We start from the raw sequence: 14,968 nt of genomic DNA, 5'->3' as shown, positions 1-14,968 counted from the left end.
CGGTTTCCGGAGGTGGGCGTTCGCCTTGTCCGGTGCTTCGGCGTTGACCGGCGTCGTAACGCGGCGGGTGCGGTGCGGTCATCACCGTCGCCGTCTTCGGTGCTGCGAAACCCATCGCCTATGACTCCTCCCGATCAACGCCACGAACGGCCACTTATAGACGTAGAGCGGGACTTCGGTATCCACCCCCTCCGAACCCCCGTAAGGGAGGTACACCATGGATCCCGTCCAAATAGCCGCCGCTGTGTCGGCCGTTCTGGTCGCCGGTGTCACGGTCGTCGGCGCGTGGCTGCGCAGCGTCGTCAGCCGCGAGAAGAGCAGGGAGGTGGCGCGGCGTGACCTCGTACGCCGGCTCCCTGAAGGCAGTCGCATCCTTGATCTGGGCAAGCACGGCATTCTGATCGAGTTCGGTCCTGTCTCCCACGCGAAGGCCTCCGACGATGGCGACCGATGATCAACACCTGCCCCTTCCGATGGAACATCTCCCCGATCCGGCGGAAGACGGCATCGCGGCGCGCGGGGACTTCCTCGACCTCTACGATCGCGAATACCACCTGGTCGTGAGATTCCTGCTGTGCTGTGGTGCTCCGCAGGCGGAGGCGGAGGACGCCACGCAGGAGGCCTTCCTGGAGGTATGGGCACGCTGGGGTTGGGTTCGGGACACGGTCCGCAGCCCTTCGCTCTACCTGCGCATAGTGGCGCACCACAAGTATCTGCGTCCGCCCGGCCCGCGCCGCCGCCTGTTCCTGGTGACCATGGGGGAACGGGAGCCGCCGGAGCGATCAGTGCCTGACCACGCTGTTCTGACCGATGAGTCCCTGGACGTGCTGGCGGCGCTCCGCGAGCTGGACGCCAACAGCATGATCGCGATGGCCCTGCGCGTGGACGGCTTCACCGCTGTCGAGATAGCCGATCATCTCGGCCTGAGCGCCCAGCAGGTACGCGACCTACAGAAGAAGGCACGAAAAGCGCTGAGAGCGCGACTCTATCCGGCACGCGCGAAGGAGGGAGGCGCACCACAGTGAGCACCGACGATGAGGCCCGCCACGACGAGCTGTCCGAGGAGGAGCTGGACAGCGTGCTGGCTCGCACCGCGGAGAACCTGCTGGGCCACGTCCACCAGGTCACCGACCCCACGGTCACGCTGCTGGCCATCATGGCCGGTCAGGACTCGCTGCCCGCGTTCGGGCCATGGCTCGACCCGGAAGGCGGCACTCAGGACCCCGAGCGGGACATCTGCCTCTATCGCCGTCTGGCGCTGGCCCGCCGGCGGATGGACGCGACGCTGGCCGGTGCGGTGCTGCCGGAGACCGTCCTCGACGAGTGGGAGGCGCGTACGGTCCGCCACGGTGAGCAGTACGTCACCGCGACGGCGCCACTCGAACTGCTCACCGACGTCCTGGTGGACTTCGGAGAGGTCAGCCGGCTGTGTGAGCAGCGGCATCCGATCGACTGTCATCGTCGCCTGCATCGGATCGCGGCGAGATTGGCCGGCCTCATCGGCATGCTGCTGATCAATCTGGGCCTGTGGGACTCGGCCGGCTCATACTTCGACACGGCTCGCCGGGCCGCGGAGGAGACGGAGGATCCCGCGCTGCGAGCCTGGGTCATGGTCCGTCAGTCCATGCTGCCGCACTACTACGGTGACCCGCTCGACAGCTTGAAGCTGGCGCGGGCGGCCGGCGACCTCGCAGACAAGGAGGTGTGCGCGGTGAGCGCCATGGCGCCCGTCGCCGAGTTGCGGGCCGTGGCGCGGCTGGCACAGCAGGGACGCGGCACCGGCTTCCCGGCCCGGGACGACGTACGGGCCGCCGCGGAAGAGGCGCGGAGCAGAGGGGAATCGGTGCTGGCGACGGTGAAGGGCAGCGACCCGGTCTTCGGCTACACGCGCAGGCAACTGCTGTTCCACCTGGGCGAGGCCCTGGTCGAGCTGGGCTGCTTCCGCGATGGTTATGCCTATCTGACCAAGGCGCTGAAGCTGTACGACCGACATGAGCAACTCGACCGTACGCTGATCCAGCTCGACCGGGCCTTCTGCCGGGTGGCGGGAGGCGAACCGGAGGAGACCCTCCGGCAGGCCACCCGGGCCACGCGGGAGCTGCCGCCGGAGTATCGCCGGAACATCGTCCAGCGGCGCGTCCGCCAGCTCGAGTCCGCGGTCGCACGACTGGCCGCCGAAGGAGGCACGCGACCCGCGCCCGGATGAGGGGACCCGTGTCCCGGTTGTCCGTGAGCCGGTGCGCAAAGAGGTAAATGACGTACTTATGCGGCCGGCTTGACGGTTGATCGGGGTGTGGGGGAACGGTGGCTTCCTAAGCTGGGCGGGGTGGCAAACCTGAAGCGGGTCGCGTGGCCGGGGCTGCTCGTCGCCCTGGTCGTGACCGCGGGCGTCGTCACTCTGTGCGGGATCGGGTTCTTCACCAGCGGGGAGAAGACACGTGACGGCAGCAGGATCGTGCGGTCGATCACCGGGTCCGGGTCGACCGCGCAGAAGGGGGCGATGGACGCCTGGCGGGCCGAGTTCCGTCGGATGCATCCCGACTTCCGGGTGGACTACCGCGCCAACGGGTCCGGGGCCGGGATCCGGGATTTCATCGCTGGCGCCACCGCGTTCGCCGGGTCCGACGTCGTCATGTCGTCGGAGGAGCAGGGGCGGGCCGACCGGCGTTGCGGGGGCAGGGCGCTGCATCTGCCCATGGTGATCGGTCCGGTTGCGGTGGCGTACAACCTGCCGTCCGTACCGGATCTGAGGTTGTCGCCGGGCACGCTGACCGGCATCTTCAGCGGGCGGATCACCCGATGGGACGCCAAGGAGATCGCCGCCGACAACCCCGGCGTGCGGCTGCCGGACGCGCGGGTGCGGCCCGTCCACCGGGCCGGTGAGTCGGGGACGACGCACAACTTCACCGCGTTCCTGCGGGCGATGGGCCGGTGGCCGCACGAGCCGTCGATGGTGTGGCGGGGCGCGGGGCCGGCGATCGGGGGGTCTGACGGGATCGTCCAGGTCATCCAGTATTCGGAGGGTTCCATCGGGTACGTCGAGTACGGCTACGCCAGCAACGCCCGCCTGCGCATCGCCAAGATCCGCAACGCCTCCGGGCGTTTCGTCGAGCTGTCGCCCGAGAGCGCCACCCGGGCGATGGAGGGCGCCAGGGTCGTGGACGGGGAGCACGGCCCGATCGTGCGGTTCGACTACCGGACCAGGATTCCGGGCGCGTACCCCATCGTCATGATCACCTACGAGATCGCCTGCGAGGGCGAGCCCGACCCGCTGGTGCGCACCTTCCTGAGCTACACCGCGGGCGACGCCGGCCAGTCCTACCTCGCCCTGTACGGCTACGCCCCGCTCCCGCACGACATCCTGGCCTCCGTGCGCACCCGGCTCGGCCTCAGCAGCTGAGCATGTTGTCAGATGACTTATGGATTTGTACGATGACGTACGAATCCTGCCGCCCCACGCCCGAGGACCACCATGGCTTCCGACCGCATCCGCCACGTCGCGCTCTCCTCCGTCACCCTCCCGCTCGACGTCCCCGTCAGCGACGCCAAGGTCCTGACCGGCCGGCAGAAGCCGATGACCGAGATCGCCTTCCTCTTCGCCGAGATCACGACCGAGGACGGCCACGGCGGCACCGGCTTCAGCTACAGCAAGCGGGCCGGCGGCCCGGCGCAGTACGCGCACGCCAAGGAGGTGGGGGAGAACCTGCTGGGTGAGGACCCGTCGGACATCGGCCGGGTGTACGAGCGGCTGTTGTGGGCGGGGGCCTCCGTGGGCCGGTCGGGGGTCGCCACGCAGGCGCTGGCCGCGATCGACATCGCGTTGTGGGACCTCAAGGCGAAGCGGGCCGGGTTGCCGCTGGCCAAGCTGCTCGGCTCCTATCGCGACTCCGTCAGGACGTACAACACCTCGGGTGGCTTCCTGCACGCGCCGATCGAGGAGGTGCAGGCGCGGGCCTCCCAGTCCCTGGCGGACGGCATCGGCGGCATCAAGATCAAGGTGGGGCAGCCGGACATGCGGGAGGATCTGCGGCGGTTGGCGGCGGTCCGGGAGCACCTGGGGGAGGGGGTGCCGTTGATGGTGGACGCCAATCAGCAGTGGGATCGGGCGAGTGCGTTGCGGTTCGGGCGGGCGGTGGAGGAGCTGGGTCTGGTGTGGATCGAGGAGCCGCTGGACGCCTACGACGCCGAGGGGCACGCTCAGCTCGCCGCCGCGCTCGACACCCCGATCGCCACCGGTGAGATGCTCTCCAGCGTGGCCGAGCACGTACGCCTCATCGAGGCCCGCGCCGCCGACGTCATCCAGCCCGACGCCCCCCGCGTCGGCGGCATCACCTCCTTCCTGCGCCTGGCCACGCTGGCCGACCACGCGGGGCTGCAGCTCGCGCCGCACTTCGCCATGGAGATCCACCTCCACCTGGCCGCCGCCTACCCGCGCGAGCCCTGGGTCGAGCACTTCGAGTGGCTCAACCCGCTGTTCGAGGAGCGGCTCGAGACCCGCGACGGACGCATGATCGTCCCGGACCGGCCCGGGCTCGGGTTCACGCTGAGCGAGCAGTGCCGCAAGTGGACCGTGGACAGCGTCGAGTTCGGAAAGGCGTAAGGCGTGCCCGGTACGCGGTCGCGCGTCGCGTCAGGGACCGTCGGCGGCGGGACTCGCGCCCGCCACCAGCCGAGCGGGCCGGTGGGGGCCATCGGCTCTGTGCGGTTCGGCCGGTACGCGGTGCCGCTGGACCGGCCCGTGAGCGACGCCAAGGTGGCCACAGGACGGCAGCGGCCGCTGTCCCAGATCGACGTCCTGACCTGCGAGATCACCACTGCCGACGGCCTGGAGGGGCTGGGCTTCTCCTACACGACCAGGGCCGGCACGCCGGCGCAGTACGCGCACGCCAAAGAGGTGGGGGAGAACCTGCTGGGTGAGGACCCGTCGGACATCGGCCGGGTGTACGAGCGGCTGTTGTGGGCGGGGGCGTCGGTGGGCCGGTCGGGGGTGGCGGCGCAGGCGCTGGCCGCGATCGACGTGGCGTTGTGGGATCTGAAGGCGAAGCGGGCGGGGCTGCCGCTGGCCAAGCTGCTCGGCTCCTACCGCGACTCGGTACGGGTCTACAACACCTCCGGCGGCTACCTCCAGGCCCCGATCGAGGAGGTCAAGGAGAAGGCTGAGCGCTCGCTCGCCGGCGGCATCGGCGGCATCAAGGTCAAGGTCGGGCAGCCGGACATGCGGGAGGATCTGCGGCGGTTGGCGGCGGTCCGGGAGCACCTGGGGGAGGGGGTGCCGTTGATGGTGGACGCCAACCAGCAGTGGGATCGGGCGAGTGCGTTGCGGTTCGGGCGGGCGGTGGAGGAGCTGGGTCTGGTGTGGATCGAGGAGCCGCTGGACGCCTACGACGCCGAGGGGCACGCTCAGCTCGCCGCCGCGCTCGACACCCCGATCGCCACCGGTGAGATGCTCTCCAGCGTGGCCGGCCTCGTCCGCATGATCGACCTGCGCGCCGCCGACTTCCTCCAGCCCGACGTGCCCCGCGTCGGCGGCATCACCCCCTACCTCAAGGTCGCCGCCCTCGCCGACCACGCCTGCCTCCAGGTCGCGCCGCACTTCGTGATGGAGATCCACGTGCACCTGGCCGCCGCCTACCCGCGCGACTCCTGGGTCGAGCACATCGAATGGCTCTCGCCGCTGTTCGAGGAGCGGCCCGAGATCGCGGACGGGCGCATGCTGGTGCCCGACCGGCCCGGCCTCGGCCTCACCCTGGCCGCGCACGCGCGGGACTGGCGGCTCGACGGCGTCCTCCTCGGAGGCGGGTAGATTGTCAGCCGTGCCGCCAGACCACCAGCCCGACCGCGACACCGGGCCCAAACCCGACCAGGACACCGGGCGCAGGCTCGATCGTGACAGCGGGCGCGGGCTGGCGCACGAGCTCGTCGAGCGGCTCAAGGCCCGCATCCTGGCCGGGGAGATCCAGCCCGGCCAGAAGCTGCCCACCGAGTCCTCCCTCATCCAGGAGTTCGGCGTCAGCCGTACCGTGGTCCGCGAGGCCGTCTCGCGGCTGCAGGCCGCGGGTCTGGTGGAGACCTTCCAGGGGCGCGGGTCGTTCGTGCTCGCGCTGCCCGCCTCCACGGCCTTCTCCGTGGAGGCGTCCGGCATCCGCACCCACCGCGACGTGCTCGACATGATCGACTTCCGGATCGGCGTCGAGTCGGAGGCGGCCGGGCTGGCCGCGGAGCGCCGGACGGACCTGCAGCTCAAGGCGATCGAACGGGCCCTGATCGACCTCGGGCGCACCGGCGAGCAGCCGGGCAACGCCGTCGAGGCCGACTACGCCTTCCACCTCAAGATCGCGCTCGCGTCGGGGAACCGGTTCTACTCCGACCTGCTCGCCTCGCTCGGGCCGATGATGATCATGCTGCCGCGTACGCGGCTCCCGCACGTCTACACGGTGTCCGACGCCACCCACTTCACCAGGGTGACCCTGGAGCACGAGAACATCTACCGCGCCGTCGCCGACCGGGACGCCGCGGCGGCGCGGGCGGCGATGCGGCTGCACCTGTCCAACTCCCGCGCCCGCCTCCAGGCGCCCTAGAAGACCGGCCGCGACGCCACGACCGGCCCTTCAGGCGTCCCGGAGGGCTGGCCGCGAGCCACGGCCGGCGCTCCAGGCGTCCCGGAGGGTCACGTCACCAGCGGGCCGTGTTCGGGGTGAAGCCCGGCACGATCGACCGCATGTACGCGGTGTCCTCCCGCCCCCGCTGCCCGCACTTCACGTACTGCTCGTGCAACCCGGCCAGCGCGTCCTCGTCCAGCTCCACGCCCAGCCCGGGCCCGGTGGGCACGGCCACGCTCCCATCCCGGAACTCCAGCGCCCCCGGCTTGACGACCTCCTCCGTCTTCCACGGATAGTGGGTGTCGCAGGCGTACGTGAGGTTCGGGGTCGCCGCCGCGAGATGGGTCATGGCGGCCAGGCTCACGCCCAGGTGCGAGTTGGAGTGCATCGACAGCCCCAGCCCGAACGTCTCGCAGATGCCGCCCAGCAGCGCCGAGCGGCGCAGCCCGCCCCAGAGGTGGTGGTCCGACAGCACGACCTGCACCGCGTCGGCGGCGACGGCCGGCTTGAGGTGCTCGAAGGCGATGACGCACATGTTCGTGGCCAGGGGGATCGACGTCTGCCGGGAGACCTCCGACATGCCGGAAATGCCGGGCGTCGGGTCCTCCAGGTACTCCAGCACGCCCGACAGCCGCTCGGCCGCCTTCACGGAGGTCTCGACGGTCCAGGCGCCGTTGGGGTCGATCCGCAGGGCGTGGCCGGGGAAGGCGGCGGCCAGGGCCTCGACGGTCTCGAACTCGTGGCGCGGCTCGTACACGCCGCCCTTGAGCTTGAGCGCGGTGAAGCCGTACTCGTCGACCATCCGCCGCGCCTGGGCGACCAGCTGCTCGGGCGTGCGGCCCTCGCCCCACGAGTCGTCGTCGTGGCCGGGGTGGCCGGCCCACTTGTAGAACAGGTAGCCCGAGTAGGGGACGCGGTCGCGTACGGCGCCGCCGAGCAGGTCGCTGACCGGGCGGCCGAGCGCCCGGCCCTGGAGGTCGAGCAGCGCCACCTCGAACGGTGCCACCACCGTGTCCACGGCGCTGGAGACCTCCAGCATGCCGCCGAAGCTGGCGCCCGCCCCGCCGGTGCCCTCTCCGAGCGTCTTCACCACGATCGCGCGCAGCGCGTTGAGGTCGAACACGTCCGCGCCCGGCAGCGCGGCGGCCACCGCGCCGAGCCGGTCGAGATGGGACTGGTCGGCGTACGTCTCACCCAGGCCCATCAGCCCCGCATCGGTGTGCACCTGGACGATCGCGCGCAGCACGTACGGCTGGTGCACGCCCACGACGTTGAGCAGCGGCGGGTCACGGAAGGCGACCGGCGTGACGACCACCCTGCTCACCCGCCCGGCCTCGCGCGGGCTCACAGCTCGGCTCGCACGGCAGGCGCCTTCACGCTGAGAACGGGCACGCTGGCCTCCATGAGGATCCGCTGGGCCTCGCTGCCCAGGATGAACTTGCCCACCAGCGAACGATGCCGCAGCCCGATGACGATGAGCGTGCCGCCGCATTCTCTGATCAGTTCTTCGAACGTCCCGGGCAGGTCGTCGTCGTGCAGCGGCTGACGCAGCTCCGCGTCCACGCCGGCCTCCCTGGCCCGCCGCAGCAGCTCCGTGCCGGCCGCGTCGGAGATCTTGCGCTCGTCCACGGGCGCGCCCCGCCGGGGGGAGTTGACGATGATCACGCGCTCTCCGCGCAGCCTGCCCTCGCGCAGGCCCGCGTCGACGGCGGCCTCGCCCTCGGGTGTCGGCAGGTAACCGACGAGGATGGTCATGTGATCTTCTCCTCCACACGATCGGGGGTCTTGCGGCGCAGCGCCTTGCGGATGAGCGGCCAGGCCGCGACGATCACGACCAGCGCGAGCACCGTCCCGGAGATGGGGCGGGTCAGGAAACCCGCCGGATCGCCGCCGAAGATCAGCAGCGACTGCCGCGACGAGTTCTCGATCATCGAGCCCAGCACGAACGCCAGCACCAGCGGCCCCGGCTCGAAGCCGAACTTCTTCATCAGATACCCCAGCACGCCGAACACGATCACCAGGTAGATGTCGTATGCGGAGTTGTTCACCGTGTACGCGCCCAGCAGCGTGATGAGCACCGTGATCGGGGCCAGGATCGCCGGCCGCACCCGCAGGATCCGGACGAACACCCCGACCATCGGAATGCTCATGATCAGCAGCAGGATGTTGCCGATGTACATCGAGTTGATGACGCCCCAGAACACGTCGGGATGCTCGGTGACCAGCTGTGGCCCCGGCTGGATGCCCTGGATGAGCAGCGCGCCGAAGATCAGGGCCATGGTCGCGTTCGCCGGGATGCCCAGCGTCAGCAGCGGGATGAACGAGGAGGTGGCGGCGGCGTTGTTGGCCGTCTCGGGCGCGGCCACGCCCTCGACCGCGCCGCGGCCGAAGCGCTCGGGCTGCTTGGCGCGCCGCTTCTCCAGCGCGTACGCGGCCAGCGAGGACAGCACCGCGCCACCCCCGGGCAGCACGCCGAGGACGAACCCGATCAGCGACCCGCGCCCGATCGCGCCCTTGGCCTGCCCGAGGTCCTTGCGCGACGGCCAGACGTTGCCGACCTTGGCGGGGGAGTGGACCTGGTTGTGCCGTTCCTCCAAGTTGTAGAGGATCTCGCTGAGGCCGAACAGGCCCATGGCGATCGGGATGAAGTCGATGCCCTCGGCGAGGTTGAGGCTGCCGAAGGTGAAGCGCTCGGCGCCGGTGAACGTGTCGCGGCCCACGGTCGCGAGCAGCAGGCCGACGCAGGCGGCGATGATGGCCTTGAGCCGGTTGCCGTTGCCGACCGAGGAGATCAGCAGCACGCCGAGGATGCCCAGGGCGGCGTACTCGGGCGGGCCGAAGTCGAGCGCGAACCCGGCCACGACCGGGGCGACCAGCGTCAGGGCCAGGATCGAGACCGTGCCGCCGACGAACGAGCCGATGGCCGCGATGCCCAGCGCGGTGCCCGCCCGGCCCTGCTTGGCCAGCGCGAACCCGTCGAAGACGGTCACCACCGAGGACGCCTCACCGGGCAGGCGGAGCAGCACGGAGGTGATCGTCCCGCCGTACTGGGCGCCGTAGAAGATGCCCGCGAGCATGATGATCGCCGACACGGGGCCGATGCCGTACGTGATGGGCAGCAGGATCGCGATCGTCGCGCCGGGACCGAGGCCGGGCAGCACGCCGATGAGCATGCCGATGATGACGCCGATCAGGCAGTAGAGCAGGTTGGCCGGTTCGAGGACGACGCCGAAGCCGTCGAGGATCGGGGAGATGTCCATGTGACTTTCTCAGATGAGTCGCGGGAGCGGGATCTGCAGCAGCAGCACGAAGAGCACGTAGAACGCGGCCACGGCGCCGACGCTGATCACGATGGACGAGCGCCACGACTCCCTGCCCAGCCAGCGCAGCCAGACGAACATGAGCAGCAGCGAGGGGATCTCGAAGCCGATCACCGGCAGCAGAGAGGCGAGCCCGACCAGCGTCACCAGGCCGACCACGGTGAGCAGGCTCGACCGGGAGAACCGCTCGGTGTCCTGGAGCCCGCGGCCGGTGAAGGCCAGCGTCGCCGACAGCACGATGATGATGACGCTGATGGCGAACGGCCACAGGCCCGGACCCGGCTGGGTGAGCCGCCCGAGACCGAGCGTGGACGACACGACGACCCCGAACACGCCCGCGGCCAGGGCCACCACGGCCGCGCCGAGCTGCGCGTACGGGCCCGCGTGCGGCGGCCTGGCCTCCTCCAGCTCCGCCTGGAGCCGGTCGGCCTCGGCCTGCAGCACGTCGGCGTCGTCCAGCGGCGGCGCACCGGGCGGGTCCGGCTCGGGCCGGGTGGGATCGGGCCGGGTGGGATCGGGCGGGGACATGCACACTCCTTAGCGGGGGCCGGAGGTCGCGGTCAGCCGGCCAGGCTGATGCCGAACTTGTCCAGCTGCGCCTTGTACGTGGTGGAGTCGTTCTGCAGCGAGGTGAGCACCTCCTGCGGCGCGACCTCCATCGGGGTGAGCGAGTTCTCCTCGTTGAACTTCTTGTACTCCGGCGTGGCGAACACCTTCTTCGCGGCGTCGAGCAGCTTGGTCTTGACGTTCTCCGGCGTGCCCTTGGGCGCGGTCAGGAAGCGGTACTGCGTCACCAGGACGTCGAAGCCCTGCTCCTTGGCCGTCTTCACGTCCGGCAGGTACGGGATGCGCTCCTGCGAGAAGACGGCGAGCGGGACGAGCTTGCCGGCCTTGACGTTCTCGATGGCTTCGCCGATCTGCATGGTGGAGACGTCGACCTGGTTGCCCAGCAGGGCGGTCAGGGCGGGCGCGCCGCCGTCGAACGGCACGGCCGTGGCCTCGATGCCGGCGGTCTTGAACGTCAGCGCCGAGGCGAGCTGCGCGCCGGTGCCGACGCCGGTGGTGCCGTAGCGGATGGTCTTGCCGGCCTTCTTCATGTCCTCGATGGACTTGTAGCCGGACTCGGCGTTGGTCGCCATGACGTAGTCGTCGCGTGAGATGCCGGTGATGACGTCGAACGAGTCGATCTTCGTGGCCTCGGCGGCCGACACCGTGAGCGGGGTGATCGTGAAGAGCGAGGCGTTCTGCACGGCGATCTTGTAGCCGTCGGCCTTGGCCGACTGCAGCTCCTTGGCGTTGAGCGCGCCGTTGGCGCCGGGCTTGTTGAGCACGGGCGCGGAGACGCCGAGCTCCTTGGCCATGCCCTGGGCCAGCGCCCGGGTGATGAGGTCGGTCGAGCCGCCGGCGGAGGCGCCGACGCTGAACTCGATGTTGCCGGTCGGATATTCGCCGTCGCCGCCACCGGAGGAGGTCGTCTTGACGCCGCCGCACGCCGTCAGTGCGATCGCGGCGGCAGCGCCGGCGACGCTCACGAGGATGCGGCGGGAGGCTGGCCGAGATGTCGGCATTGACTTCTCCTTTGCCCGGGCGGAAAGCCGCCCGTGGTGTGCTATGGAGCGGAGTGAGGGGGTTGCGTAAGGTTACGGCAAGGTTTCCGCTCGTCAGTCCCCGGAGACTATGGACGTGCCTCGATGCCTGTCCAGGCTTAATTTGGTATCGAATGATACTCTACGCGCATCATGCTAACACTGGATCAGATCCGGGCTTTCGTGGCGGTCGCCGAGGAGCTGCACTTCGGCCGCGCGGCCGACCGGCTGCGGATGACCCAGCCGCCGCTCAGCCGCCACATCCAGAAGCTGGAGCGCTCGGTCGGCGTGGTCCTGCTGGAGCGTGACAACCGGCGCGTGGTCCTCACCGACGCCGGCCGCGCCTTCCTGGACGACGCGCGACGCATGCTCTCGCTCGTCGACACGGCCGGCGACCGGGCCCGCCGGATCGCCAGCGGCGCCGCGGGCACCGTACGCCTCGGGTTCACCGCCGTCTCGGCGATCAGCATGCTGGGCGCGCTGCTGCGGCGGCTGTCGGAGCGGCTGCCCGAGATCGACGTCATCCTGCACGAACGGGTGACCGCCGGGCAGGTGGACGGCCTGCTGCGCGGCGAGCTCGACCTGGGCCTGGCCCGCCCGCCGTTCGACATCGCCACGCTCGACTCCCGCGTGGTCTTCCGCGAGCCGCTGTGCGCGGTGGTGCCGGCCGGGCACCGGCTGGCCGAGCTGCGGCGACCGCTCACGCCCGACGACTTCGACGGCCTGCCGGTGGTCAGCTACAACCCGGTCCAGTCGCGTTACTTCCACGAGCTGACCGTCCGCTTCCTCACCAACGCCCACCCGCGCATCGAGCAGCAGGTGCACCAGATCCTCACCGCCGTGCTGCTGGTGGCGGCCGGCCGCGGCGTCGCCCTGGCCCCGGCCAGCGCGCGCTCGCTCGGCGTGGACGGCGTCTCCTTCTGCGACCTGGTCCGCGGCGGCGGCGACCCCCTCGACGACGGCGGCGGCACCGGCGAGCCCGTCGAGCTGCACGTCATCTGGGACCGCACCTCGACCAACCCCGCGCTCGCCCGCGTGCTGGAACTGCTGCCCGACCTGGGAGCATGATGCCCTGGGGGTATCACCGGATTCAGAATCGCACTTGGACAGGAATTGTCCCACCTCCTTAGCCTGGCGAGCGTCAGACCTTACCGGCGGTGCGGGGGAATCCCACAGCCGCATGTGAAGCGAGGAGCGCCCGCGATGCCCAGTTACTCCCCACAAGAGCTCGCCACGCGGCTCAAGAGCGGCCTGCTGTCCTTCCCCGTCACGCATTTCACCGCCGGGCTGGAGTTCGACGAGGCCGGTTACCGCGACCACCTGTCCTGGCTGAGCGGATACCCGGTGGCCGGCCTGTTCGCCGCCGGCGGCACCGGTGAGGGCTTCTCGCTGACCGCCGCCGAGATCGACCGGGTGGTACGGGTGGCGGTGGACGAGGTGAACGGCAGGCTCCCGGTCGTGGCCCCCGCCACCGGCGGCACCGCGAACGCCGTGGCCCAGGCCAGGGCCGCCGAGGCGGCCGGGGCCGACGGCGTGCTGCTGATGCCCCCTTACCTCACGGAGGCCGGTCAGGAGGGCCTGATCGAGCACGTCTCCGCGGTCTGCGCCGCCACCGGTCTGGGCGTGGTCGTCTACAGCCGGGCCAACGCCGTGCTGAACGACCGCTCCGTGGCGGCCCTGGCCGAGCGGAACGAGACGCTCGTGGGCTTCAAGGACGGCGTCGGCGACATCGAGAACCTCACCCGCATCTACGCCGCCGTCGGCGACCGCCTGGCCTACATCGGCGGCCTGCCCACGGCCGAGACCTTCGCGCTGCCGCTGCTGCAGCTCGGCATGAGCACGTACTCCTCGGCGATCTTCAACTTCGTCCCGCAGTACGCGCTCGACTTCTACGCCGACGTCCGCGCCCAGGACCGCGAGGCCGTCTACCGGCGCATCCGCGAGTTCGTCATCCCCTACCTCGACATCCGCGACCGGATGAAGGGGTACGCTGTGTCGATCATCAAGGCGGGCCTGACCGCCGTCGGCCGCCCGGCGGGGCCGGTGCGCCCGCCGCTGCAGAACCTGAAGGACGGCGAGCTGGCCGAGCTGACCGCCCTCATCAACAAGATCAGCTAGGGGCGGGGCGCATGTCACCCACCATCCGGAGCGTCGAGGTCGTCCCGGTCGCCGGGTACGACAGCATGCTGCTCAACCTCAGCGGCGCGCACGGGCCGTTCTTCACCCGCAACGTCGTCATCGTCACCGACTCGGGCGGCCGCACCGGGCTGGGCGAGGTGCCCGGCGGCGAGGCCATCCGCGCGACCGTCGAGGAGGCGGCCGAGCTGCTGACCGGCCGGCCGGTGGCCCGCTACCGCACGCTGCTGCGCTCGGTCGCCGAGCGCTTCGCCGGCCGCGACGCGGGCGGGCGCGGGCAGCAGACCTTCGACCTGCGCACCACCGTCCACGCCGTCACCGGGCTGGAGTCCTGCCTGCTCGACCTGCACGGCCAGTTCCTCGGCCTGCCCGTGGCCGACCTGCTCGGCGAGGGCCGGCAGCGCGACCGGGTGCCGATGCTGGGCTACCTGTTCTACGTCGGCGACCCGGGAAGGACCGACCTGCCCTACCTCGTGGACGACGGCGCCGGCGACCGCTGGTCCGAGCTGCGCCGCCGCGAGGCGCTCACCCCTGACGCGGTGGTCGCGCTGGCCGAGGCCGCCCAGGAGCGCTACGGCTTCACCGACTTCAAGCTCAAGGGCGGCGTGCTGGCCGGCGAGGAGGAGATCGAGGCGGTCACCGCCCTGGCCCGCCGCTTCCCCGGCGCCCGCGTCACCCTCGACCCCAACGGCGGCTGGCTGCTGGCCGACGCCGTCCGGCTCTGCCGGGGGCTCGGCGGCGTCCTCGCCTACGCCGAAGACCCGTGCGGGGCGGAGGGCCGCTTCTCGGGCCGGGAGACCATGGCCGAGTTCCGGCGGGCCACCGGGCTGCCGACGGCGACCAACATGATCGCCACGGACTGGCGGGAACTCGCCCACGCCGTGCGCTCGGACGCCGTGGACATCCCGCTCGCCGACCCGCACTTCTGGACCATGGCCGGGTCGGTGCGGGTGGCCCAGCTCTGCCACGACTTCGGGCTGACGTGGGGATCGCACTCCAACAACCACTTCGACATCTCACTCGCGATGTTCACCCACGTCGGGGCCGCCGCTCCGGGCGAGATCACGGCGCTGGACACGCACTGGATCTGGCAGGACGGCCAGGCGCTGACGACGAAGCCGTTCCAGATCAGCGACGGCGCGATCGACGTGCCGACCACGCCGGGGCTCGGCGTCGAGCTGGACCGGGAGGCGCTGGACCGGGCGCACGAGCTCTACCTGCGCCACGGCCTCGGCGCCCGCGACGACGCCGTGGCCATGCGCTACCTGGTGGAGGGCTGGGTCTTCGACCCGAAGCGCCCCTGCCTCGTGCGCTGAGACGCAGAAGC

15 protein-coding genes are annotated in these 14,968 nt (G+C 70.8%); 10 read left to right on the top strand and 5 right to left on the bottom strand.

What is annotated here, in order from left to right:
* Positions 1 to 217: 217 nt before the first annotated feature.
* The 7 genes from B0I32_RS29435 (at position 218) to B0I32_RS29405 (ending at position 6,578) form a co-directional block, all read left to right on the top strand.
* Positions 218 to 454, top strand: a complete 237-nt coding sequence (locus B0I32_RS29435) for a hypothetical protein (RefSeq protein ID WP_146178352.1) — start codon at positions 218 to 220, stop codon at positions 452 to 454.
* Positions 441 to 1,025: an RNA polymerase sigma factor gene (locus B0I32_RS29430; RefSeq protein WP_106245282.1), complete on the top strand. Its 585-nt coding sequence runs from the start codon at positions 441 to 443 to the stop codon at positions 1,023 to 1,025. The genes B0I32_RS29435 and B0I32_RS29430 overlap by 14 nt, the downstream gene beginning before the upstream one ends.
* The gene (locus B0I32_RS29425; protein WP_106245280.1) at positions 1,022 to 2,206 is read left to right on the top strand and encodes an NsdA family TPR-like regulatory protein; all 1,185 of its coding nucleotides are present in this window, start codon (positions 1,022 to 1,024) and stop codon (positions 2,204 to 2,206) included. Before B0I32_RS29430 ends, B0I32_RS29425 begins: the two co-directional genes overlap by 4 nt.
* 120 nt (positions 2,207 to 2,326) lie before the next feature.
* Positions 2,327 to 3,400 (top strand): phosphate ABC transporter substrate-binding protein PstS, encoded by a 1,074-nt coding sequence (pstS, locus tag B0I32_RS29420; RefSeq protein ID WP_181307909.1) that lies wholly within the window; start codon positions 2,327 to 2,329, stop codon positions 3,398 to 3,400.
* 72 nt (positions 3,401 to 3,472) lie between these two features.
* Complete coding sequence (locus B0I32_RS29415; protein ID WP_106245276.1) at positions 3,473 to 4,600, top strand: L-talarate/galactarate dehydratase; 1,128 nt, start codon at positions 3,473 to 3,475, stop codon at positions 4,598 to 4,600.
* Between the two features lie 3 nt (positions 4,601 to 4,603).
* Positions 4,604 to 5,803 (top strand): L-talarate/galactarate dehydratase, encoded by a 1,200-nt coding sequence (locus B0I32_RS29410; RefSeq protein WP_425438118.1) that lies wholly within the window; start codon positions 4,604 to 4,606, stop codon positions 5,801 to 5,803.
* A 10-nt stretch (positions 5,804 to 5,813) separates the two neighbouring features.
* A complete protein-coding gene (locus tag B0I32_RS29405; RefSeq protein ID WP_245956105.1) occupies positions 5,814 to 6,578 on the top strand; it encodes a FadR/GntR family transcriptional regulator in 765 nt (254 codons plus the stop codon).
* Positions 6,579 to 6,672: 94 nt separating this feature from the next.
* Here the strand turns inward: B0I32_RS29405 and B0I32_RS29400 are convergent, their stop codons facing one another.
* The 5 genes from B0I32_RS29400 to B0I32_RS29380 are packed head-to-tail and all read right to left on the bottom strand — an operon-like array spanning position 6,673 to position 11,487.
* Positions 6,673 to 7,947: a glucarate dehydratase family protein gene (locus B0I32_RS29400; RefSeq protein WP_106245273.1), complete on the bottom strand. Its 1,275-nt coding sequence runs from the start codon at positions 7,945 to 7,947 to the stop codon at positions 6,673 to 6,675.
* Positions 7,944 to 8,354, bottom strand: coding sequence for a universal stress protein (locus tag B0I32_RS60115; protein WP_106245271.1), 411 nt, complete (start codon positions 8,352 to 8,354; stop codon positions 7,944 to 7,946). The genes B0I32_RS29400 and B0I32_RS60115 overlap by 4 nt, the downstream gene beginning before the upstream one ends.
* Positions 8,351 to 9,859, bottom strand: a complete 1,509-nt coding sequence (locus tag B0I32_RS29390; RefSeq protein WP_106245269.1) for a tripartite tricarboxylate transporter permease — start codon at positions 9,857 to 9,859, stop codon at positions 8,351 to 8,353. Before B0I32_RS29390 ends, B0I32_RS60115 begins: the two co-directional genes overlap by 4 nt.
* 9 nt (positions 9,860 to 9,868) lie before the next feature.
* Positions 9,869 to 10,447, bottom strand: coding sequence for a tripartite tricarboxylate transporter TctB family protein (locus B0I32_RS29385; RefSeq protein WP_106245267.1), 579 nt, complete (start codon positions 10,445 to 10,447; stop codon positions 9,869 to 9,871).
* A gap of 32 nt (positions 10,448 to 10,479) precedes the next feature.
* Positions 10,480 to 11,487, bottom strand: coding sequence for a tripartite tricarboxylate transporter substrate binding protein (locus tag B0I32_RS29380; protein WP_106245265.1), 1,008 nt, complete (start codon positions 11,485 to 11,487; stop codon positions 10,480 to 10,482).
* 171 nt (positions 11,488 to 11,658) lie between these two features.
* On the opposite strand from B0I32_RS29380, the gene B0I32_RS29375 reads away from it, so the two are divergent.
* From B0I32_RS29375 to B0I32_RS29365, 3 genes are all read left to right on the top strand, one after another.
* The gene (locus tag B0I32_RS29375) at positions 11,659 to 12,573 is read left to right on the top strand and encodes a LysR family transcriptional regulator (protein WP_106245264.1); all 915 of its coding nucleotides are present in this window, start codon (positions 11,659 to 11,661) and stop codon (positions 12,571 to 12,573) included.
* 135 nt (positions 12,574 to 12,708) lie between these two features.
* Positions 12,709 to 13,623, top strand: coding sequence for a 5-dehydro-4-deoxyglucarate dehydratase (gene kdgD / locus B0I32_RS29370; RefSeq protein WP_106245262.1), 915 nt, complete (start codon positions 12,709 to 12,711; stop codon positions 13,621 to 13,623).
* Positions 13,624 to 13,634: 11 nt separating this feature from the next.
* Entirely contained in the window at positions 13,635 to 14,957 is a 1,323-nt protein-coding gene (locus B0I32_RS29365) for an enolase C-terminal domain-like protein (protein ID WP_106245260.1), read from the top strand.
* Positions 14,958 to 14,968 lie beyond the last annotated feature (11 nt).

It is taken from the genome of Nonomuraea fuscirosea (assembly GCF_003001935.1).
Lineage (GTDB): Bacteria > Actinomycetota > Actinomycetes > Streptosporangiales > Streptosporangiaceae > Nonomuraea > Nonomuraea fuscirosea.
Note: the sequence above shows the minus strand (reverse complement) of the source record. Positions and strands in the feature narration are given on the sequence as shown.